This is a genomic window from Lentisalinibacter salinarum (assembly GCF_040706555.1).
Taxonomy (GTDB): Bacteria; Pseudomonadota; Gammaproteobacteria; order Steroidobacterales; family Woeseiaceae; genus Lentisalinibacter; species Lentisalinibacter salinarum.
The window spans coordinates 71591-91942 of sequence record NZ_JAPDRH010000002.1; the positions used below are offsets into that span (position 1 = coordinate 71591).

The window sequence follows — 20352 nt, forward strand, 5'->3', positions numbered from 1 at the left end:
CCATTGTCAGCCGTTATCAGGGCGCCTGCATCGCGCCGCCGTCCACCCGGATGTCCTGGGCACTGACGAAGGCCGCGTCGTCGGAGGCGAGGAACAGCGCCACCTTGGCTACGTCCAGCGGCTCGCCCAGCCGTCCGGAGGCCGACTTGCCGATCCAGAAATCGCGGAACTCCCGGTCGGCGCGGAACGCCTGGCGGGTATTGCTGGTGACGATCGCGCCAGGCTCGAGAAAATTGGCCGTGATGCCGTCGCGGCCGAGTTCGCCGGCCAGCGTCCGCGTGAGGCCGGAGACGGCGTGCCGGCAGGCCGCGTAGGCCGCCCGGTCCTCGGCGCCGAAAGCGGACATCACAGAGCCGATGTTGATGATGCGGCCGGCGGGGCTCTTCTTCAGGTACGGGATCGCGGCGCGGCAGAGGCGGTTCATGGCGTCGAGACTGACGTCCAGCGTCTCCTGCCAGTCGCCCTCCTCCGCGATGCCTGCCGGCAGGACGCCGGTGCCGTTCACCAGGATGTCCAGGCCGCCGAAACGCTTGGCCACGGTCTCCATGACGACGTCCACCGCGCCGTCGTCGGCAAGTTCCAGCGCCAGCGGCAGGATAGCGTCCCGCCGCCGGAAGGCCTGCTCGAGCCCGCTGTCCGGTCCGTCCACGGCGAGCACCTCGGCGCCGTGCTTCGCGAACAGCAGCGCCACCGCCTCGCCGATGCCGCCGGCGGCGCCGGTGACGATCGCCTTCATGCCGTGCAGCCGTTGATCTACCGTCATAACCCGTTCCCTTTGCCCTGGATTGGCGCGGACTATACCGCCCCGCCCGCCCCCGTGCGCGGGAGCGGTTCACGGACCGGAGGGCCCGCGGGAATCCGATCGCCCGTCAGGAGGCCTTCTCGGCCGGCAGCGTGTAGTCGCCGAAGTCCTTGCGCAGGTCGGTCTTGCGGATTTTGCCCGTGGCCGTGTGCGGCAGCTCGTCGACGAACACCACGTCGTCCGGCAGCCACCATTTCGCCACCTTGCCGTCCAGGAATTCGAGGATGTCCTCCCTGGCCACGTCCGTGCCCTCCTTGCGCACGACGATCAGGAGCGGGCGCTCCGTCCACTTCGGATGATGGACGCCGATCACCGCCGCCTCGGCCACGTCGGGATGGCCCATGGCCGCATTCTCGAGATCGATTGAGCTGATCCACTCGCCGCCGGACTTGATCACGTCCTTGGTGCGGTCGGTGATGGTGAGGAAGCCCTCCGGGTCGATATGCGCGACGTCGCCCGTGTCGAACCAGCCGGACTCGGCATGGGCATCGCTCTCGCCCTCCAGCTTGAAGTAATCGCTGCACACCCAGGGGCCGCGCACCTTCAGCGCACCGGAGGACTTGCCGTCCCAGGGCAGCTCGTTGCCCTCGTCGTCGACGATCTTCATCTCGAAGCCGAAGATGCCGCGACCCGCCTTGGCCATGATGCGGTACTGCTCGTCCTTCGGCAGTTCCTTCTGGTGCGGCTTCAGCAGATTGGTCACGCCGAGCGGGCTGGTCTCGGTCATGCCCCAGCCCTGCTGCACCGTGACCCCGTGTTTCTCGTCGAAGCGGCGAATCATCGACTCCGGCACCGCCGCGCCGCCCACCAGCGTGCGCTCCAGCGTGCTGGTGGTCACTCCCGCCTGGTCCATGTACTGCAGCAGCGCCAGCCAGACCGTCGGCACGCCGAGCGAGATCGTGACTTTCTCGGATTCCATCAGCTTGTACAGCGCCTCGCCGTCGCCCATCTTCGGGCCGGGAAATACCAGCTTCGCCCCCACAATCGGCGCCGCATACGGGATGCCCCAGGCGTTGACGTGGAACAGCGGCACCACCGGCAGCACCGTATCGTCCAGCGACAGGTTCAGGATGTCCGGCATCAGGCCCGCATAGGCGTGCAGGACAGAGGAGCGGTGGCTGTAGAGCACGCCCTTCGGATTACCGGTGGTGCCCGAGGTGTAGCACAGGCCGGAGGCCGTGTTCTCGTCGAACTCCGGCCACTCGTACTCGTCGCTCTGCCCGGCGATGAAGCTCTCGTAGGAGACCGCGCCCTTCAGCGTGGTCTCCGGCATGTGCTCATCGTCGGTGAGGATCACGAAGCGCTCGACGACGTCGATCTGGTCCGCCAGCTTCTCCAGCAGCGGCACGAACATCGGGTCGGTCAGCAGCAGCCGGTCCTCGGCGTGGTTGATGATGTAGACGATCTGCTCGGGGAACAGCCGGGGGTTGATGGTGTGGCAGACGGCGCCGATGCCGGAGATGGCGTAATAGGCCTCCAGATGCCGGTAGTCGTTCCACGCCAGCGTCGCCACCCGGTCGCCGAGCTCGATGCCGGCCCCTTCCAGTGCATTCGCCAGCTGCCGCGAGCGGCGGAAGCAGTCCCGGTACGTGTAGCGGTGCAGCGGGTTGTCGCCCGTGACCGAGACGATCTCGGAATCGCCGTGGAACCGCTCCGCGTGCTTCGCGATCGACGAGATCAGCAGCGGCATCTGCATCATGAGACCTTGCATCGTTGTCCTCCCCCGACTGTGCGTCGATGATTCGTGTCGCGCCGCGGCAGCGGCCCGGTTGCAGGGGATACTACACAATGATCCGCGACGGTGGGAATGCCCGCCGGGCGGCGCGCCGGGTTACACTGGCGCCTGGTCCGTACAGGGAGCCTGCCCATGAATTCCTCGGTCTGGATCGTGGTGGCAGCCGTCGCCAACCTGATCGCCAGCATCGGCGTCATCGCCGCCGTCGTCCTGCTGGCCCGGCATATCCGGGACAACAGCGAAGCGGTGCGGATGAACGTGCGCCAGAGCGCCATCTCATTGCACGGCAACTTCACCGATCTGATCATCCAGAACCCGGACCTGCAGGACATCTACCGCCGCGGCCGCAAGAACTACTGGAACCTGAAGGGTCAGGACCTGTATCGCTTCTCCAACCTGGCGCAGAAGGCGTTCTGGTACTTCTCGACGCTCTACCACCAACGGCACATGGGCAACCTGGAAGAGCACCAGTGGCACGAAGGCCGGGCGCACCTGAACTACTGGCTGCAGTCCGAGGGCGTGCGCCAGTGGTGGCAGGACTTCGGCTCGAAGAGCGCCGCGCCGGATTTCCGCCGCTTCGTGGACGAGGAACTGGAACGCCTCGGCCCCATCGGACGGCACCAGCGGTGAGCGGCGCCGACGAGCGGCCGGCGGTCATCGAACGCTGGCACCGGCTGGTCGCCGAGCGGGACATGGCGGCGCTGGATGCCCTGCTGGCCGACGAGGTCGTGTTCCACTCGCCCGTCGTGCATACGCCCCAGGCCGGCAAGCCGCTGACGCGGATGTACCTGCAGGCCGCCATGTACGTGCTCGGCAACGAGCATTTCCGTTACGTCGGCGAGTGGTACGCGCCCCGCGGCGCCGTGCTCGAGTTCCGCACCCGGATGGACGACATCGAGATCGACGGCATCGACATGATCTCGTGGAACGACGAGGGGCGCATCACCGAATTCAAGGTGATGGTCAGGCCGCTGAAGGCGATCAATCTGCTGCACCGGCTGATGGCCGAGCGGCTGCCGGGCGCGCCGCCCGGCTGAACCGGGCCGCCATGTCCAGACTCGAGCGCTACCTGCACGAGACTATCCCGCTCACGGTCGCCATGGGGGTCGGCGTCCGCTCGGAAGATCCCGAGCGGGTCGTGCTCGCCGCACCCCTCGCACCGAACATCAACCACAAGCAGACGGCGTTCGGAGGCAGCGTCGCGGCGCTCGCCACGCTGGCCGCCTGGTCACTCGCCCAGCTGCGCGCCTGGCAGGCCGGCGACGGCATCACGCTGGTCATCCGCGACAGCCGGATGGAATACCTGCGGCCCGTCACCGCCGAACTCGTCGCGGTGTGTGAATTCGACGACGATGCCGCATGGCAGCGTGCGCTCGCGCAGCTGCGCAGGCGCGGCCGGGCGCGGCTGGAGCTGGCGAGCCGGCTGGAGAGCGCCGCGGACGGGACGGCCGCCCGCTTCCACGGGACCTTCGTCCTGCTTGCCGGCGACGGCCGCTGACCCCTCTGCGGGGCGGCCACGGGGACATCGACAACCGGAGCCACCGCCCATGAACGACACCATCCAGCCCGTCGCCCTCGCCGACATGGCGCTGGCCTTCCTGCCGGTGGCCGCCGTCATCGTCCTGCTGCTGCGCTGGTCCGAAAACTGGCGCGAAGCCGTGTACGCGGTGGTGCGCATGGCCGTACAGCTGCTGCTCATCGGCTATCTGCTCGTGTGGATCTTCGAGGCCGAGCGCGTCTGGATCGTCCTGGCCGTGGTCGGCGTGATGATACTGGCCTCCTCTTGGATCGCTCTGCAGCCGGTCAAGCAACGCCGCCGCGCGCTGCTCGGCCCTTCGCTCGCGGCCATCGCCGCCGGCGGCACGGCCAACCTGCTGCTGGTGACGGAGTTCGTCCTGGACCTGGCGCCGTGGTACCGGCCGGACTACTTCGTGCCGCTCGCCGGCATGGTCTATGCGAACGCCATGAATACGGTCAGTCTCGCGGCCGAGCGCCTGCAGGCGGAACTCGCCGCCGGTGTGGAGGCGGCAGATGCCCGCCGCCGCGCGTTCCGGGCGGCGCTGATTCCGATCACCAACTCACTGCTGGCGGTCGGACTCGTCTCCCTGCCCGGCATGATGACCGGCCAGATCCTCTCCGGCGTAGACCCGCTCGTGGCCGTGCGCTACCAGATCCTGGTGATGTGCATGATCTACGGCTCCGCCGGTATCTCGGCGGCCTGCTTTCTCACCCTGGTCGCCCGCTCCGACGCCGGCCCGCTCTCAGACGAGGCCGCCGATGGATGACGGTGCCGCCCGTGGCAGATCCGGACCCCGGACCGTCAGGCCGTTTGGCCTGTGCCGGGCCCGGTGAACACTGCGCAGAGATTCGTGCTACCGCTATACTCTCGAGCGAGCACTATCCGGATTACCGGCGCCGGGTGCGGCGCCGGATGTAGGTTTCGACTGCCAAGAGGAGATCGGCAATGGCGAACGAGGGATACCACGAACCCGTCAGCGAACTCAGCGACGAGACGCGGGACATGCACCGGGCGATCATCTCGCTGATGGAGGAACTGGAGGCCGTGGACTGGTATCAGCAGCGCATCGACGTCTGCAAGGATGACGAGCTCAGGAGGATCCTGGCGCACAACCGCGATGAGGAGAAGGAACACGCGGCGATGGTGCTCGAGTGGATCCGGCGGCGGGATCCGAAATTCAACGACGAACTGAAGGACTACCTCTTTACCGAGGAGCCCATCGCACACGACTAGGGAGCACGACCGGGCACACGGCTAGGCGCTGACGGCCGCCAGGCGCGGCCCGCCGATGTCCTCCAGCCCGGCGCGGGACAGGAGCAGCATGCCGCTGCCCTCGGCGGTCTTGGCGCTCTGCTTCACCCGGCTGAGTTCGGCGGCCACCTCGCGCGCGTCCGCGTAGCACCGGGCGTCCGAGGCGACGCCGGCCACCGTCATCGTCAGCAGCGGAAAGTGACGCTCCACGCCGTAGCGGTCCCTGGCCGTGATCCCGCGGGCCGCCCGGTGTTCTTCCGAGTAGTACGACGGGATTTCCTTGTCGAAGTCCCGCATCAGGCTGCGCAGACGGTCCTGCCAGTCGCCGCTGCGGAAGACGGCCACGAAGTCGTCGCCGCCGATGTGGCCGACGAAGTCCGACACCGGGCTCGCGTAGCGGGTCAGCAGCTGCGCCATGTGCATCAGCACCTCGTCGCCCCGGGCATAGCCGTAGAAGTCGTTGAACGGCTTGAAATTGTCCAGATCGACGTAGCAGGCGGTGAACGCCGTGCCCGAACGCAGCAGCGCGTTGATGTGCTGGTCGATGGACTCATTGCCCGGCAGCGAGGTCAGCGGATTGGCCGAGCGCGCCCGCCTCACCTGCTGCTCGGTCAGGCGCTTCAGCAGGTCCAGCGTCCGGGCCATTCCCTCGTAGCGGCCTTCCCGGGTCAGGATGAAATCGTGCTCCAGCCGCAGCTTGGAGTGCGCCGTCAGCAGATGACTCACCTGCTCCAGCCGCAGCCCCACGTCGACGCACAGCGGGTCGGTCTCCATCACGGCGCTCACCGGCTTGCGCCCGTAGACCTCCATGTGCAGCGGTTTGGACAGGATCAGGAACAGCCGGGCGCGGCGCACGATGCCGACCGGATGGCCCGATTCCACCACCGCGATGGACGTGCGGTCCTCGTTCTCGCTGAAGATGCGCAGTAATTCCCGCACGGACTCCGAAGCCGCCACCGGCGGCGCCGGGTTGAGGAGGCGGCCGGCCAGCACGCCGTCGGGCGTCTCGAATTCGTTCTGTTCCGGGTCGGCCAGACAGGCCTCGATGCGCGTGCTGTCAGGCGCCGGGGGCTCCAGTGCGGGCTCGCTGAAGTAGAAGCCCTGCAGGTATTCCACCCCCAGGTCGGCCAGCTCCCGGCACTCCCCGGCGCTCTCCACGCCCTCGGCGATCACCGCACTCTGGCCGGCGCGGGCGATGTCGATGATGGAGCGAAGGAACTCCGATCTCAGGGGATCGACGTCGATGTGGCTCACGAAGTCGGGGCTCAGCTTCACGAAGTCGGGGCGCAGCTCCGACCAGGTGCGCATGCTGGAATAGCCGGCACCCATGTCGTCCATGGCGATGCGGCAACCGAGATCGCGGATGCCGATCACGGCCTCGCGCATGGACTCGTAGTCCCGCATCATGGACTGCTCGGTCAGCTCCAGAATCACGTCCGCCGGCTTCACGCACCAGCGGCTCATCGCCTCGCGCAGATAATCCACCTCCTCGCGGAAATGCAGGAAGGTGGCCGGTGACGCGTTCAGGAACAGGTGACCCTGCAGCCCCCGCTTGACGAACGCCTCCAGCGCCGCCTCGATGCACAGCAGCTCCAGCTCGCGCGCGCGCCCGAAGGCGCTGGCGGCGGCGAACAGGTTCAGCGGCAGATGCAGCGGGCTCCCCGAGGGGCCGCGCACGAGGGCTTCGTAGCCGAAGACGCAGCGCTCGCGGCGGTCGATCACCTCATGGAACAGCGTCTCTATCGCCCGCTCCTCCATGATGCGGGCGAGCTCTTCCATCATGCTCTGCTGCCTGGGGGTCGACATGGGTCGTGCCTGCCGGTCTTCGATCCGGAGCAGGGTAGCCGCTCGCGGCGGCCGCGGGCGTGACCCCCATCACACGATCACGGGCCACGGGTTCAGGGCAGGGGTCGGGGTGCTTATCAGAGCGCCGGCGACTGCGCCTTCTCCTGGGCCCACCCGGCGAGCATCTGCTGCGAGTCGATGGGGTGCTCGTCGGGCTCGCAATGCACGTAATCCCCGTCGGGCAGCATCTGCCAGGCGTTCTCGGTGTCGGCCAGCTGCAGATCCAGGATGTGGCGCAGGGTCTCGCGCAGCCGCTCCTCGCGCACCGGCACGATGGTCTCCACCCGGCTGGTGAGGTTCCGGCTCATGCAGTCGGCCGAGCCGATGAAGTACTCCTCGTCGCCGCCGTTCCGGAAGTAGTAGATGCGGGTATGCTCGAGGAAACGGCCCACCAGGCTGCGCACGCTCACGGTGTCGGAGATGCCCGGCAGGCCCGGGCGCAGACGGCAGGTGTCGCGCACGATGAGTTGCACCGGCACGCCCGCGCGGGAGGCCTCGTACAGCGCGCAGGTGACCTCCGGGTCCTCCAGCGCATTCGTCTTCAGCTGGATCAGCGCGCCGCGGCCGGCGGCATGGTGCTCCGCCTCCCGGCGGATGCGCGCGAGCAGGGCCGGTTTCATGTCGTCCGGCGCCGTCACCAGCCTGCGGTAATTGCGGCGCCGCGGGGAACCGGTGGTCAGGGAGTTGAAGAACTCCGAGGCGTCCGCACCCAGGTCCTCATCCGCGCTGATGACGCCCAGGTCACAATACTGCCGGGCGGTGCCGGAGTGGTAGTTGCCGGTGCCCACGTGCACGTAGCGCTGCAGCCGGCCGCCCTCGTCCCGCACGATCAGCATCATCTTGGCGTGGGCCTTGTAGCCGACCACGCCGTAGGAGACATGGATGCCCGCCTCCTCCAGCCGGTTGGCCCAGCGGATGTTCGCCGCCTCGTCGAAACGCGCCTTCAGCTCCACCACCACCGCCACCTGCTTGCCGTTGGTCACGGCGTCGATCAGCAGCGGCACGATCTGGGAGTCCTCCGAGGTGCGATAGAGGGTGGTCTTGATGGCGAGCACGGCCGGATCCGCCACCGCTTCGCGCAGCAGCCGGATCACCGTCTTGGTGAACGACTGGTACGGGTGCTGCAGCAGCAGCGGCCCGTTGGCGCGAATCTCCTCGAACACCGAGCTGGCGCGCACCAGCCTCTCGTGGGCCGCCGGCGTGTGAGGCGGGTACAGGAGATGCGCCACCGGCAGCGTGGCGAGCTGCATGTAGTCGGCCCTGCCGAGCAGCCCGTCGGTCTCGAAGATGTCGTCCGCGCTGGTGAGCTCCAGCTGGCGTCGCAGGTAGTCCCGCGCCTCGCCGCTCATCGAATGACTCACCTCCAGCCGCACGACCGGAGCGAAGCGCCGCTCGCGCAGCTCGGACTCGATCAGCTCCAGCAGGTCGTTCGCCTGCTCCTCGTCCCGCTCCACCACGGCGTTGCGGGTCACGCGGAAGAAGTCGCAGGAGACGATGTCGACACCGGGCAGGACCAGGTCGAGATGATGCTCGATGATCTGTTCCAGGGGCACGAACGTGTGGCCCGGGCCGAGCTGCACGAAACGGGGCGTGCGCGAACCCAGCGGCACCTTGATGCGCACGATCGAAGGCTTGTCGTCACCGCGCTGGCACACCTGCACCAGCAGGTTGACCGACAGGTTGGAGATGAACGGGAACGGATGGGCCGAGTCGATCACGAGCGGCGTGAGCAGCGGGAAGACGTTCTGCTCGAAGAAGCCGCGGGCCTGTTCGCGCTGCTCCGCGTCCAGCTCCTCGAAGTCCAGCACCCGGATGCCTTCGGCCGCGAGCGCCTTCATCAGCTCGCCGAGGATGACCGACTGGTCGGCCAGCAGGTCGCTGATCTCGGCATAACACTCGGCGATCTGCTCGGATGGGCTGCGCCCGTCCACCGTCAGCGTGCTGACGCCGGCGCCTTCCTGCTGCTTCAGGCCGCCGATGCGCTTCATGAAGAACTCGTCCAGGTTGGAGCTCACGATTGCCAGGAACTTCAGCTGCTCCAGCAGCGGGTTCCGCTCGCGCTCGGCCTCCGTCAGCACCCGCCGGTTGAACGCGAGCCAGGTGAGTTCGCGGTTCAGATAGAGCGCGGGGTCCTCCGGGTCGAAGGGGACCTCCCGGGCCTCGTCGTGTCCGTTGTTACCGAACTCGTTATCGAACTCGTCGGCCGCCGTGGACATTTGCGTCGCTTCCCTGTCGAGTGTACGGACATGACAAAATACACCCGCGCCGCGGTGCGAACCAGGGAACAGCTCTCACTTCCCCGCCGACTCCGTGACGGGGAGGTTACGGCGGCTTCAGCGGGCGGCGACGGGCGCCGTCACGGCGGCGAAATGATCCAGCAGGGCGCCCGTGATCTCCGGCAGGAAATACGGCTCCATCGCGTGTCCCATCTCCTCGACGACGAGCAGCTCGGCGCCGGGCACCAGCTCGGCGGTGTGGCTGCCATGCTCGACGGGTACCAGGGGATCCGCCTCGCCGTGGATGACCAGCGTCGGCGCGCCGATCTGCGGCAGCAGCTCGTTCCGGTCGCCGGAGCCGAGCACCGCCCAGAGCTGGCGGCCGACGCCCGGGGTGTAGTGACTGCGGTCGTAGCTGCGGCTGAGATAGGCGTAGAGGTATTCCTCGCTGTAGCCGTGGGTCGGACTGCCGATGGCGCCCACCAGGTCGACCGTCCGGGCGATCGCCTCCTCCCGGCCGGCCGACTCCGACGAACGGGTCAGCAACTTCTCGGTGACCTCGGCATCGCCGGGCGGCAGGTCCGCATCGCCGCTGGTCGACATGATGGAGGTCAGGGTGAGCACCCGGTCCGGGTGCCGGGCCGCCACGATCTGGGCGATCATGCCGCCCATCGAGGCGCCGACGACGTGAGCCTCCTCGATGCCGAGCGTATCCATCAGGCCGACGGTATCCGCCGCCATGTCGTTCAGGTCGTAGGGCGGATCCAGGTCCCAGCCGAGCCGGAACTTGATCATCGGCCACCACCCGAGCCTGTCCGCTTCCCACAGCTTCTCCGAGAGGCCGGCATCCCGGTTGTCGAAACGGATCACCCGGTAGCCGGCGTCGGCGAGCTCCAGCACGAGCTCATCCGGCCAGTGTATGAGCTGGGCGCCTAAGCCCATCACCAGAAGCACCACCGGATCGTCCGCGTTCCCGAACTCCTGATAGGCGATCGAGATGCCGTTGGCATGGGTGAAGTAGGTCGGGTACTCCGTGAACTCCGCGGGCTGCGCCTGCACGCTCACGGCGGCGAGCAGTACGACGGCGGCGAATGTCCTCAGTCTTCTCGGCATGGGGTGGTTCAGCATCGATGCGGTCCCTGTTCGAACACGCCGATACACTATGTGAAGTGAGCAACTTTGACCACCCTGCCGGTCGGCCGTGTCATCGCAACCGCAGCATGTGAACTCGTGTTCGACCTGCTAGACTCCACCCCGGCAATTAGCGTGCCGCCGGTCGGTTACGCAATGTGACCGGCCGCTTCAAAATCTGTAAGGGGGAGGATTATGAAGCGTGTCTCATCACGCCGCCGGTATCTGCCGGCAGGCGCAACCATACTGTTCGTCTCTGCTTTGTTCGCAACCGGGTCCGGGCTCCATGCTCAGCAGGATTCGTCCGGAAGATCGTCCGGAAGATCCGCTGAGGGCGTCTTCGTCGAGGAAGTGGTGGTCACGGCCCAGCGTCGGGCCCAGTCGCTGCAGGAAGTGCCCATCGCGGTCTCCGCGTTCGACGCGGCGGCACTCGAAAGACTGCAGATCGAGCAATTCACCGATCTGCAATTCTCCACGCCGAACGTCACCTATTCCAAGGCGAACTTCACCGGTAACAACTTCCAGATCCGCGGCATCGGCAACGCCCTGGTGGCGGCATCTTCCGACAGCGGCGTGGGCATCCACGTGAACGACCTGCCGCTGAATGCGCCGCGTCTGTTCGAGCTGCCCTACTTCGACATCGAGCGGATCGAGATACTGCGCGGCCCGCAGGGCACGCTGTTCGGCCGTAATGCCACCGGCGGCGTCGTCAACATGATCACCAACAAGCCCGGGGACGCCTTCGAGGCGTCGACCGAAGTGGAGCTCGGCGACTACTCGAGCACCCAGGCCAAGGGCATGGTCAATTTCCCGCTGACGGACGACCTGTTCGCACGCTTCGCCGGCATCGTCACCAAACGCGACGGCTACACCGAGAACCTGTTCACCGGCAACGACGTCGACGACAGAGACAGCTACGCGGTCCGGGCCGCTTTGCGCTGGCTGCCGAGCGACGCCACCACCGTCGACTTCATGGCCTCCTGGTTCGACGAGGACTCGAGCCGCACCCGGTCGCAGAAGCAGATGTGCAACAACGACCCGACCGCGGTGCTGGGCTGCCTGCCGGACCGGCTGGAGTTCGAGCTGCCGAATTCGGCCGCTACCATCGCCGGCGGTCTCTCCAGCGACCTGATCCTCGGCCCGGTGGCGCTGGCGCCATTCGGACTGGACCTGTACGCGAATTCCCCGAATCCGGCGGACTTCCGTCAGGTCCACATGGACTTCGACCCGATCTACAAGTCCGACGAACTCTTTCTGGACTTCCAGGTCGAGCACCGCTTCGAGCGTCACACGCTGAATCTGCTCGCGGGGTACCAGGACACCAGCGTGTTCTCGGAGGCGGACTACAACAACGCGGTGGGGCAACCCTATCCCGCACTCTCCGATCCGGTCTGGGCGGCGACGATGCAGGCGGCCTTCCCGATCGTCTACAACACGTACTTCTCCCAGGGCACCGTGCCGATCTCCGAGATCACCGATTCCAGCGTGGGCGTGATCGGCGGCGAGATCCGCGGCTTCTCGAATCTGGTGGATGCCTACGACCGTTCCTCGGGCGAGAGCGACCAGGTCATGTTCGAGCTGCGGCTGTCCTCCGACTATGACGGCGCCTGGAACTACCTCGTCGGCGCCAACTGGTTCGACTACGAAAACTGGACGGACTACTACGTGGTGTCCAACGGCCTCGACTACTTCTCGCTGCTCGGCTCCGGCGTCGACGGCATCGCCATCCCCACGCCGTTCTTCCACAGCGATACCGACTTCTACGGCCTCACCTCCTCGGCGGCTTTCGGCGAGCTGTATTTCGCGCCGGCGGACACCGTGAGGATCACCATGGGGCTGCGCTTCACCCGGGACGAGAAGGAGATCCGCGACCGCGCGCCGCTGTTCGCCGGGCAACCGACGCCGATCGGCTCGGACAGCGTCGTGCTGCCGCCCTACCGGGAGGACACGGTGGAGTTCACGGAGACGACCGGGCGCCTGGTGGTCGACTGGACGCCGGACATCGGCTTCACGGAGAACACGCTCGTGTACGGCTCCTATTCGCGGGGTTACAAAGGCGGCGGCTTCAACCCGCCGTTCGATCCGGCCGTGTTCCCGAATACCAGCCCGAACTTCGAGCCGGAGTTCATCAACGCCTACGAGATCGGCACCAAGAACACCCTCGCCGGCGGCCGCATGCAGGCGAATCTCACCGGCTTCTATTACGACTACGAGGGTCTGCAGGTCTCGCGCATCCAGAACCGAACCTCGTTCAACGACAACGTGGATTCGAAGATCTGGGGCGCGGAGCTGGAGCTGACGATGCTGCCCTCAGACCGGTGGCTGATCAACGCGAACCTGTCGTATCTCAAGACGGAGATCGGCGAGGTATCCCTGGTCGACACACGCGACCCGACCGGTGGCGACCCGGGCGCGACGCTGATCAAGGATTACACCAACTATTCCAACTGCGTCATCAACGCCAATGGCGGCCCGCCGGTGATCCCGACGCTGCAGTCGCTGATCGCCGCCGTGCCACAACTGGCCCCGGTGTTCGGGCCACTGCCATTCTCCGTGTGTGAGACGCTGGCCGGCCTCGACTTCTCGGCCTTCGGCCTACCCTATACCTGGACGGACGGCAACCGGGTGCCGCTGGAAGGCAACGAGCTGCAGAACTCGCCGGAACTCTCGTTCAGCTTCGGCGCCCAGTACACCTTCCCGCTGGCCAGCGGCTACGAGCTGAGCATCCGCGGCGATTACTACTGGCAGGACGACAGCTGGGGACGCATCTTCAACCGCGACCCGATCGATCGCATCGAGAGCTGGGACATCATCAACGCGCAGGTGACGCTGACGCCGGACGACGGCGGCTGGTATCTGCGCGGCTTCGTGCAGAACCTGGCGGACGACGACAACGTGACGGGTCTCTACGTCACCGACCCCTCGTCGGGTCTGTTCACGAATGTCTTCACCCTCGAGCCGCGTCGCTACGGGCTGGCATTCGGCATCAACTTCGACTGACGGGCACTCGCCGGTCGGAGACAGTCGATCGGCACTGGCCGATCGAAATGGGCGGCGAGCTTCGGCTCGCCGCTTTTTTTTGCGGACCGCCGCGGTTTCAACCGGGCCGACGATGTTACATAATCGACGCGCGCTGCCCGTTCGCGGGACAGCCGCCAATCCAGACGAGGCCCAGACATGCTGCAGCACCGATTCGACGTCCGCCGCCGGCTTCTCTTCGTTGAGCCGGAATCCGAACTGAGCGAGGACGACTTCCGCAAGCTGGCCAAGGCGGTGGACGGCTTCATACGCATGCACGGCGACCTGAACGGAGTGGTGATCCATGCGGAGGATTTCCCGGGCTGGGAAGACTTCGGCGCCCTCGTCGAGCACCTGACCTTCATCCGCCAGCACCATCGCCAGGTCGCCAAGGTGGCGCTGGTGGGCGACGACCGGGTCATGAGGCTGATCCCGCACATCGTCGGCCATTTCGTGGCCGCGGAGACGCGACACTTCCCGGCAGGCGAGCTGGACGCCGCGACGGAGTGGGCCGCCGCACCGTGAACGCCCGCCGGGCGCCTCCGCCCCGGCTCCCGCATCCCGGCTTGGTCTGAGCCGGTCCCGCCGGTAAGCTGGCAGGAGTCGATCCGACGGCCGCCGGGTACCGAATGGAAGGGCCATACACCATCTACGGGGCGCTGGGTTCGCCCTACTCCATGAAGATGCGCGCCGTGCTCCGCTACCGGCGGCTGCCGCATATCTTCGTGAGCGCCACGCCCGGCGACAAAGCCATCGCCCACGTGCGCCCGCCGGTGATACCGGTGCTGCTGTTCCCGGACGGCAGCTGGCACGTGGACTCCACGCCGATGATAGAGATGCTGGAGCGCGACCTCCCGCCCATGCGCTCCCTGCTGCCGGATGACGCTGCGCTCGCGTTCCTCGCCTGGCTGATCGAGGACTTCGCCGACGAGTGGGGCACGAAGATGATGTTCCACTACCGCTGGTACCGGCACCCCGACCAGCAGGCCTTCAGTCACTGGGGCGCCTTCGACCGGCTGGCGGGACAGGGACGTGCCGCCATCGAGCGCACGGCCGCGGCTTTCGCGGAACGGCAGATCGCCCGCATGCCGCTGGTGGGCTGCACGGAGGGCAACCGCCCGCTCATCGAGGAGACCTTCCGCGAACTCGTCGGGCTGCTCGATGCTCACGTCACCGAGCGTCATTTCCTGTTCGGCAGCCGGCCGTCCGTGGCCGACTTCGGCCTGTACGGGCAGCTCTCCCAGCTCGCGAGCGACCCCACGCCGGCCGGCCTGATGCGCGCCGAGACGCCCTACGCCTTCCGCTGGGTCGCACACCTGGACGATGCCAGCGGCATCGAGGGCGAATGGCTGGATTTCGAGACCGCGGGCGGCGCCCTGCTGGACGGACTGCTCGGACTCTGCGGCGAAGTCTACCTGCCCTTCCTGGCGGCGAACGCCGCGGCCGTCGCCGCCGGCGAAGACGAGTTCGAGCTGAGCATCCGCGGTCATGTATGGCGGCAGGGCACGTTCCGTTATCAGGCCAAGTGTCTGGCCCGGCTGCGGGAGCGCCATGCGGCGCTCGGCGACGGCGACCGACGGCGCGTGGACGGACTGCTCGGTGAAGCGGGTGCCGCCATACTCGCGGAGGGCGCGCCGTGAGCGCCGGGCACGACCCGCGGCTGGACGGCGATCTGCCGCGGGTGGACCGCGGCCGGCTGCTCGCCGCGCTGCGCGCGCTGCTGCCGGCCGGGGCGGTGCTCGACAGCGACGAGGCGATCGCGCCCTTCGAGTGCGACGGGCTCTCCGCCTACCGCCAGCGCCCCGCCGCCGTGGTGCTGCCGGAGACGGTGGACCAGGTGCAGTCGCTCATGCGCCGGATGAACGACATGGGCGTGCCGGTGGTGACCCGCGGCGCCGGCACCGGCCTGTCCGGCGGCGCGCTGCCGCTGGCCGAAGCCGTGCTGCTGGTGATGACCCGCTTCAACCGCATCCTCGAGGTGGACAGGGACAATCGCTGTGCCCGTGTGCAGCCGGGCGTCACCAACTCCGCCATCTCCGAGGCCGTGCGCGGCCTCGGCCTTTATTACGCGCCGGACCCCTCCTCCCAGATCGCCTGCTCGATCGGCGGCAACGTGGCGGAGAACGCCGGCGGCGTGCATTGCCTGAAGTACGGGCTGACCGTGAACAATGTCCGATCGCTGGAGCTGGTCACCATCGACGGCGACCGCCTGCGCCTCGGCTCGGCCGCGCTCGACGGCCCCGGATTCGACCTCACGGCGCTCCTCACCGGCTCCGAGGGCATGCTCGGCGTCATCACGGAAGTCACCGTGAATCTCCTGCCGGTGCCCGCCTGCCGGCGCGTGCTGCTGGCCGGTTTCGACGCGGTCGGTGCGGCCGGCGATGCCGTGGCCGCCATCATCGCCGCCGGCATCGTGCCCGCCGGGCTGGAGATGATGGACGCGCCCGCCATCCGCGCCGCGGAGGCGTTCTGCGGCGCCGGCTACCCCACCGACGCGGCCGCCATCCTCATCTGCGAGCTGGACGGCGTGGAGGGAGACGTCGCCGACGAGGCGGAGCGGGTGCGCGCCATCCTCGACGCCGCCGGCGCCCGTGGCGTCCGCGAGGCGACGGAGGCCGCCGAGCAAGCGCGGCTGTGGCAGGGGCGCAAGAGCGCGTTCCCCGCCGTCGGGCGCATCTCGCCGGACTACTACTGCATGGACGGTACCATCCCCCGGCGGGAAATCGCCCGGGTGCTGCAGGGCATCAGCGACCTTGCGGAGCACTACGGGCTGGGCGTCGCGAATGTGTTCCACGCCGGCGACGGCAACCTGCACCCGCTGATCCTCTACGACGTCATGAACCCCGGCGAACTCGAGAAGGCCGAACGCCTCGGCGGCGACATCCTGGAGCTCTGCGTGAGCGTCGGCGGCACCATCACCGGCGAGCACGGCGTGGGCCGGGAGAAGATCGACCAGATGTGCGTGCAGTTCTCCGACGCCGAACTGGCCGCCTTCCACGGCATCAAGGCGGCCTTCGACCCTCGCGGCCTCATGAACCCGGGCAAGGCCGTACCGACGCTCGCCCGCTGCGCCGAGATCGGCGGCATGCACGTGCACCGGGGCAAGCTGCCGCATCCCGAGCTGGAACGCTTCTGACCGTGGCGGAGGCGAAACAGGCGGCCGACGACGCGCTGACGGTCCTGGCCGGGCGCATCCGCGAAGCCGCCGCGGCCGGCGAGGCGCTCGCGATCCGCGGCGGCGGCAGCAAGGACTTCCTGGGCCATGCCGTGCGCGGCGCACAACTCGGCACCGAGACTTGCCGCGGCATCCTGGCCCACGAGCCGAGCGAACTGGTGATCACCGCCCGCGCCGGCACGCCGCTGGCGGAGGTGGAAGCCGCGCTGGCCGCCGAGGGCCAGATGCTGCCCTTCGAGCCGCCCCGGCTGGCGCGGGAGAGCACCCTGGGCGGCGCCGTCGCCGCCGGGCTGTCCGGGCCGGCGCGGCCGTTCCGCGGCGCGCTGCGGGACTACGTCCTGGGCTGCCGGGTCCTGGACGGCCGCGGCCAGCCGCTCGCCTTCGGCGGCCGGGTCATGAAGAACGTGGCCGGCTACGACGTCTCGCGCCTGCTGGCGGGCAGCATGGGCTGCCTCGCCCTGCTGACCGAGGTCTCCCTGAAGGTGCTGCCCGTACCGCCGGTGACGATCACGCTGGCGCGGGAGTGCGACGAGGCGGACGCCATCCGCGAGATGTGCCGGCTCGCCATGCAACCGTTGCCGCTCAGCGCCGCGAGCTACGGCGAAGGCGTGCTGCGGCTGCGGCTGTCCGGTGCCGCGGGCGCGGTCGCCGCGGCAAGGCACGACATCGAACGATCCCTCGGCGGCGAGGAGAGCGATGCGGCCCACTGGGAAGCGCTGCGGGATCAGCGCACCGGCATCTTCGCGACGCCGCTGCCCCTGTGGCGCCTGTCGGTCCCGGCCGCCACGCCGCCGCTGCGGCTGCCCGGACGTCAGCTGATCGACTGGGCGGGCGCCCAGCGCTGGATCGCCACCGAAGCCGACGCGGACACCGTCCGTGCGGCTGCGACGGCTGCGGGCGGCCACGCCACCCGTTACCGGGGCGGCGACGACGCCGTCCCCGCCTTCCACCCGCTACCCGACGCGCTGCTCGCGCTGCACCGCCGACTGAAGGCGGCGCTGGACCCGGCGGGCGTCTTCAATCCGGGCCGGATGTACGGGACGCTCTGACGTGGAGACGCACCTCACCGCGGACCTGAGAGACCGGCCCGAGGGCCGGCGCGCCGCCGCGGTCATACGCACCTGCGTCCACTGCGGCTTCTGCAACGCCACCTGCCCCACGTTCCAGGTGCTCGGCAACGAACTCGACGGTCCCCGCGGACGCATCTACCTCATCAGGCGCGCGCTGGAGGGCGGAGAGGTGACGCGGGAGACCCAGATCCACCTCGACCGCTGCCTCACCTGCCAGGCCTGCGAGACCACCTGCCCCTCGGGCGTGCGTTATCACGAACTGCTGGACATCGGCCGCGCCCGGGTGGACGCCCGCGTGCGCCGACCGCTGGCGGAGCGCATGCAACGCCGCGCCCTGCGCTTCCTGTTCGGCTCCCGGCGGCTGCTGCGAGCGGTGCTGCAGCTGGGCAACGCGTTCCGCTTCCTGCTCCCGCCGGATCTCAGGCGCCGCCTGCTCGCGCCCGGCCGGGCCGGGCCCTGGCCCACACCCCGCCACCGGCGGCGCATGATCGCCCTGAACGGCTGCGTGCAGCCGGTGGTCTCGCCCGGCATCGACCGGGCGGCGGCGCGCCTGCTGGATGCCGCCGGCGTCTCCCTCACGCCCGCGCCGCCCGGCTGCTGCGGCGCCATGGATTACCACCTCGGCGACCAGGACGGCGGCCTGGCGCTCGCCCGCCAGCGTATCCGGGAATGGTCGCACGCCCTGGACGCGGGCGCGGAGGCGGTGGTCATCACCGCCACCGGCTGCGGCGCGTTCGTGCAGGACTACGAACGGCTGTTCGCAGACGATCCCGAACTGGCCGAACCCGCCCGCCGTGTGGCGGCCGCCGCCAGGGACATCGGACGGGTACTCGCCGCCGAGGAACTCCCGCCGCTCCGGCCGCCGCAGTCGCCCGCCCGGGGAGGCAAGGTCGCCCTGCATTGCCCCTGCACGCTGAAGAACGCGCTGGGCGAGGGCGACACGGTCAGGGAGCTCCTGGCCCGCCAGGGAGTGGACCTGGCGCCGGTGGGCGAGTCCATCGCCTGTTGCGGCTCGGCCGGCGCCTACTCGCTGCTGCAGCCGGTGCTGTCCGAGCGCATCCGCGAGCGCAAGCTGGCGGACCTGGAGGCGGGCGAGCCGGCGGAGATCGTGACCGGCAATATCGGCTGCCTGCACCACCTGGCCGCCGGCACCGACCGGCCGGTGCGCCACTGGGTGGAGTTGCTCGCCGAGCGACTGCCGACCGAGCGCTGAGGGCGCCCGCGCGGTCCGGGAAATATCAGTCCAGGAAATACAGGCCGATGGTCTCGGCAATGCAGGCCGGCTTCTTCTGCCCCTCCACCTCGATGCGGATCTCGCTCACGAGATGCAGCGCACCGGCGCGCTGACGGGCCTGCTTCACGGTGGCCCGCGCCCGCACCCGGCTGCCGGACGGCACCATGCTCTGGAAGCGGACCTTGTTGCAGCCGAAGTTGATGGTCCGGGTAAGCGTCGGCATCTCCACGAAGTCGGCGGTGAGCGTCGGTATCAGGGCCAGCGTCATGTAGCCGTGCGCGATGGTCCTGCCCTCGGGCATCTCCGCGGCCGCCCGCTCGGGATCGACGTGGATCCACTGGTGATCGCCCGTCGCCTCCGCGAACAGGTCGATGCTGTGCTGGTCCACCGTGACCCAGTCGGAGACGCCGACCTCCTTGCCTTCCAGCGCCTTGGCGTCCTCCACGCTGAGCACGACCGGCATCAGACCCGCCCCCCGTCGCAGACGACGCACTGGCCGTTGATGTAGTCGGCCTCGGGGGTGCACAGCAGATAGACGGCGCCGGCCGCCTCCTCCGGCGTGCCGCCGCGGCCGAGCGGCACGGTCTTCGCCGCGGCGTCGAGCCGTTCCTGGCGCACACCCACGCTGATGTCGCGCCCGCCCACGTCGATGCTGGCCTGCTCGCCCTGCAGCGGCTGGGTGAGCCGGGTGTGGATCAGCCCGAAGGCGACCGCGTTCACGTTGACGTGGTAGCGCCCCCACTCCTTCGCCAGCGTCTTCGTCATGCCGACGATGCCGGCCTTGCCCGCGGCGTAGTTGATCTGTCCGAGGTTGCCGTACACGCCGGAAGTCGAGGAGATATTGACCACCTTGCGCTGCACGATGCGGCCCACCTCCTCTTCCGCCGTCACCGCCTTGCGGATGTGGGGCAACGCGGCGCGCAGGATGCGGAACGGCGCCACGAGATGGATGTCCAGCATCGCCTGGAACTGCTCGTCGCTCATCTTCTGGATGACGTTGTCCCAGGTGTAACCGGCGTTGTTGACGATGATGTCGATGCCGCCGAACTGCTCGACCGCCGCATCGACGAACTGCTGCGCGAACTCCGCGTCGCAGACGTCGCCGGGCACGGCCACCGCCACGCCGCCGGCCGACTCGATCTCGTGCACCGTCTCCTCCGCCGGACCGGCGTCCAGGTCGTTCACCACGACGTGCGCTCCTTCGGCGGCGAGCTTCATCGCGATGGCGCGGCCGATGCCTCGCCCCGAGCCGGAGACGATCGCGCTCCTGCCTGCCAGTTTCGTCATAGCTATCGTTCCCCGCCCGGCGGAGGTCTCCGCCGGCTGTCGAAAGAGCGGCCATTATAGGTTGCGCCC

Annotated in this window: 18 protein-coding genes; 11 read left to right on the forward strand and 7 right to left on the reverse strand. The window is 68.5% G+C overall.

Annotated features, from left to right (window positions below; translation table 11 throughout):
• Positions 1-16: 16 nt before the first annotated feature.
• Both ACJMKZ_RS03495 and ACJMKZ_RS03500 read right to left on the reverse strand, forming a co-directional pair.
• On the reverse strand, positions 17-763 hold the full coding sequence (locus ACJMKZ_RS03495) for an SDR family NAD(P)-dependent oxidoreductase (RefSeq protein WP_405231811.1): 747 nt from the start codon (positions 761-763) through the stop codon (positions 17-19).
• A gap of 106 nt (positions 764-869) precedes the next feature.
• Positions 870-2513: a 3-(methylthio)propionyl-CoA ligase gene (locus ACJMKZ_RS03500; RefSeq protein ID WP_405231812.1), complete on the reverse strand. Its 1644-nt coding sequence runs from the start codon at positions 2511-2513 to the stop codon at positions 870-872.
• 156 nt (positions 2514-2669) lie between these two features.
• Here ACJMKZ_RS03500 and ACJMKZ_RS03505 point away from each other — a divergent pair, with 156 nt between their 5' ends.
• The 5 genes from ACJMKZ_RS03505 to ACJMKZ_RS03525 all read left to right on the forward strand — a co-directional run bounded on the left by ACJMKZ_RS03505 (position 2670) and on the right by ACJMKZ_RS03525 (position 5289).
• Complete coding sequence (locus tag ACJMKZ_RS03505) at positions 2670-3167, forward strand: hypothetical protein (protein ID WP_405231813.1); 498 nt, start codon at positions 2670-2672, stop codon at positions 3165-3167.
• On the forward strand, positions 3164-3574 hold the full coding sequence (locus ACJMKZ_RS03510; protein WP_405231814.1) for a nuclear transport factor 2 family protein: 411 nt from the start codon (positions 3164-3166) through the stop codon (positions 3572-3574). Before ACJMKZ_RS03505 ends, ACJMKZ_RS03510 begins: the two co-directional genes overlap by 4 nt.
• A gap of 11 nt (positions 3575-3585) precedes the next feature.
• Complete coding sequence (locus tag ACJMKZ_RS03515; RefSeq protein WP_405231815.1) at positions 3586-4035, forward strand: YiiD C-terminal domain-containing protein; 450 nt, start codon at positions 3586-3588, stop codon at positions 4033-4035.
• 49 nt (positions 4036-4084) lie between these two features.
• Complete coding sequence (locus tag ACJMKZ_RS03520; RefSeq protein ID WP_405231816.1) at positions 4085-4822, forward strand: ABC transporter permease; 738 nt, start codon at positions 4085-4087, stop codon at positions 4820-4822.
• A 179-nt stretch (positions 4823-5001) separates the two neighbouring features.
• Entirely contained in the window at positions 5002-5289 is a 288-nt protein-coding gene (locus tag ACJMKZ_RS03525; protein WP_405231817.1) for an encapsulin-associated ferritin-like protein, read from the forward strand.
• Between the two features lie 21 nt (positions 5290-5310).
• Here ACJMKZ_RS03525 and ACJMKZ_RS03530 read toward each other — a convergent pair whose 3' ends face one another.
• The 3 genes from ACJMKZ_RS03530 to ACJMKZ_RS03540 all read right to left on the reverse strand — a co-directional run bounded on the left by ACJMKZ_RS03530 (position 5311) and on the right by ACJMKZ_RS03540 (position 10481).
• A complete protein-coding gene (locus ACJMKZ_RS03530) occupies positions 5311-7113 on the reverse strand; it encodes a GGDEF domain-containing protein (RefSeq protein ID WP_405231818.1) in 1803 nt (600 codons plus the stop codon).
• A 116-nt stretch (positions 7114-7229) separates the two neighbouring features.
• A complete protein-coding gene (ppk1, locus tag ACJMKZ_RS03535) occupies positions 7230-9368 on the reverse strand; it encodes a polyphosphate kinase 1 (protein ID WP_405231819.1) in 2139 nt (712 codons plus the stop codon).
• Between the two features lie 117 nt (positions 9369-9485).
• Positions 9486-10481, reverse strand: a complete 996-nt coding sequence (locus ACJMKZ_RS03540) for an alpha/beta fold hydrolase (protein ID WP_405231820.1) — start codon at positions 10479-10481, stop codon at positions 9486-9488.
• 213 nt (positions 10482-10694) lie between these two features.
• Here ACJMKZ_RS03540 and ACJMKZ_RS03545 point away from each other — a divergent pair, with 213 nt between their 5' ends.
• From ACJMKZ_RS03545 to glcF, 6 genes are all read left to right on the forward strand, one after another.
• A complete protein-coding gene (locus ACJMKZ_RS03545; protein WP_405231821.1) occupies positions 10695-13499 on the forward strand; it encodes a TonB-dependent receptor in 2805 nt (934 codons plus the stop codon).
• Positions 13500-13676: 177 nt separating this feature from the next.
• The gene (locus ACJMKZ_RS03550) at positions 13677-14042 is read left to right on the forward strand and encodes a SpoIIAA family protein (protein ID WP_405231822.1); all 366 of its coding nucleotides are present in this window, start codon (positions 13677-13679) and stop codon (positions 14040-14042) included.
• A gap of 104 nt (positions 14043-14146) precedes the next feature.
• Positions 14147-15157 (forward strand): glutathione S-transferase N-terminal domain-containing protein, encoded by a 1011-nt coding sequence (locus ACJMKZ_RS03555; protein WP_405231823.1) that lies wholly within the window; start codon positions 14147-14149, stop codon positions 15155-15157.
• Positions 15154-16653 (forward strand): FAD-linked oxidase C-terminal domain-containing protein, encoded by a 1500-nt coding sequence (locus ACJMKZ_RS03560; RefSeq protein WP_405231824.1) that lies wholly within the window; start codon positions 15154-15156, stop codon positions 16651-16653. Before ACJMKZ_RS03555 ends, ACJMKZ_RS03560 begins: the two co-directional genes overlap by 4 nt.
• Positions 16654-16655: 2 nt before the next feature.
• Entirely contained in the window at positions 16656-17741 is a 1086-nt protein-coding gene (gene glcE, locus ACJMKZ_RS03565; protein WP_405231825.1) for a glycolate oxidase subunit GlcE, read from the forward strand.
• 1 nt (position 17742) lies between these two features.
• Entirely contained in the window at positions 17743-18975 is a 1233-nt protein-coding gene (gene glcF / locus ACJMKZ_RS03570) for a glycolate oxidase subunit GlcF (RefSeq protein ID WP_405231826.1), read from the forward strand.
• Between the two features lie 25 nt (positions 18976-19000).
• Here the strand turns inward: glcF and ACJMKZ_RS03575 are convergent, their stop codons facing one another.
• Positions 19001-19459: a MaoC family dehydratase gene (locus tag ACJMKZ_RS03575; RefSeq protein WP_405231827.1), complete on the reverse strand. Its 459-nt coding sequence runs from the start codon at positions 19457-19459 to the stop codon at positions 19001-19003.
• Positions 19459-20283, reverse strand: coding sequence for an SDR family NAD(P)-dependent oxidoreductase (locus tag ACJMKZ_RS03580; protein ID WP_405231828.1), 825 nt, complete (start codon positions 20281-20283; stop codon positions 19459-19461). Before ACJMKZ_RS03580 ends, ACJMKZ_RS03575 begins: the two co-directional genes overlap by 1 nt.
• Between the last annotated feature and the right edge of the window lie 69 nt (positions 20284-20352).

What these genes read in the sequence shown, in the direction of transcription:
- ACJMKZ_RS03495 (WP_405231811.1), bottom strand. Translation starts at nt 763, where the DNA reads ATGACGGTAGATCAACGGCTGCACGGCATGAAGGCGATCGTCACCGGC.
- ACJMKZ_RS03500 (WP_405231812.1), bottom strand. Translation starts at nt 2,513, where the DNA reads ATGCAAGGTCTCATGATGCAGATGCCGCTGCTGATCTCGTCGATCGCG.
- ACJMKZ_RS03505 (WP_405231813.1), top strand. Translation starts at nt 2,670, where the DNA reads ATGAATTCCTCGGTCTGGATCGTGGTGGCAGCCGTCGCCAACCTGATC.
- ACJMKZ_RS03515 (WP_405231815.1), top strand. Translation starts at nt 3,586, where the DNA reads ATGTCCAGACTCGAGCGCTACCTGCACGAGACTATCCCGCTCACGGTC.
- ACJMKZ_RS03520 (WP_405231816.1), top strand. Translation starts at nt 4,085, where the DNA reads ATGAACGACACCATCCAGCCCGTCGCCCTCGCCGACATGGCGCTGGCC.
- ACJMKZ_RS03525 (WP_405231817.1), top strand. Translation starts at nt 5,002, where the DNA reads ATGGCGAACGAGGGATACCACGAACCCGTCAGCGAACTCAGCGACGAG.
- ACJMKZ_RS03530 (WP_405231818.1), bottom strand. Translation starts at nt 7,113, where the DNA reads ATGTCGACCCCCAGGCAGCAGAGCATGATGGAAGAGCTCGCCCGCATC.
- ppk1 (WP_405231819.1), bottom strand. Translation starts at nt 9,368, where the DNA reads ATGTCCACGGCGGCCGACGAGTTCGATAACGAGTTCGGTAACAACGGA.
- ACJMKZ_RS03540 (WP_405231820.1), bottom strand. Translation starts at nt 10,481, where the DNA reads ATGCCGAGAAGACTGAGGACATTCGCCGCCGTCGTACTGCTCGCCGCC.
- ACJMKZ_RS03545 (WP_405231821.1), top strand. Translation starts at nt 10,695, where the DNA reads ATGAAGCGTGTCTCATCACGCCGCCGGTATCTGCCGGCAGGCGCAACC.
- ACJMKZ_RS03550 (WP_405231822.1), top strand. Translation starts at nt 13,677, where the DNA reads ATGCTGCAGCACCGATTCGACGTCCGCCGCCGGCTTCTCTTCGTTGAG.
- ACJMKZ_RS03555 (WP_405231823.1), top strand. Translation starts at nt 14,147, where the DNA reads ATGGAAGGGCCATACACCATCTACGGGGCGCTGGGTTCGCCCTACTCC.
- ACJMKZ_RS03575 (WP_405231827.1), bottom strand. Translation starts at nt 19,459, where the DNA reads ATGCCGGTCGTGCTCAGCGTGGAGGACGCCAAGGCGCTGGAAGGCAAG.
- ACJMKZ_RS03580 (WP_405231828.1), bottom strand. Translation starts at nt 20,283, where the DNA reads ATGACGAAACTGGCAGGCAGGAGCGCGATCGTCTCCGGCTCGGGGCGA.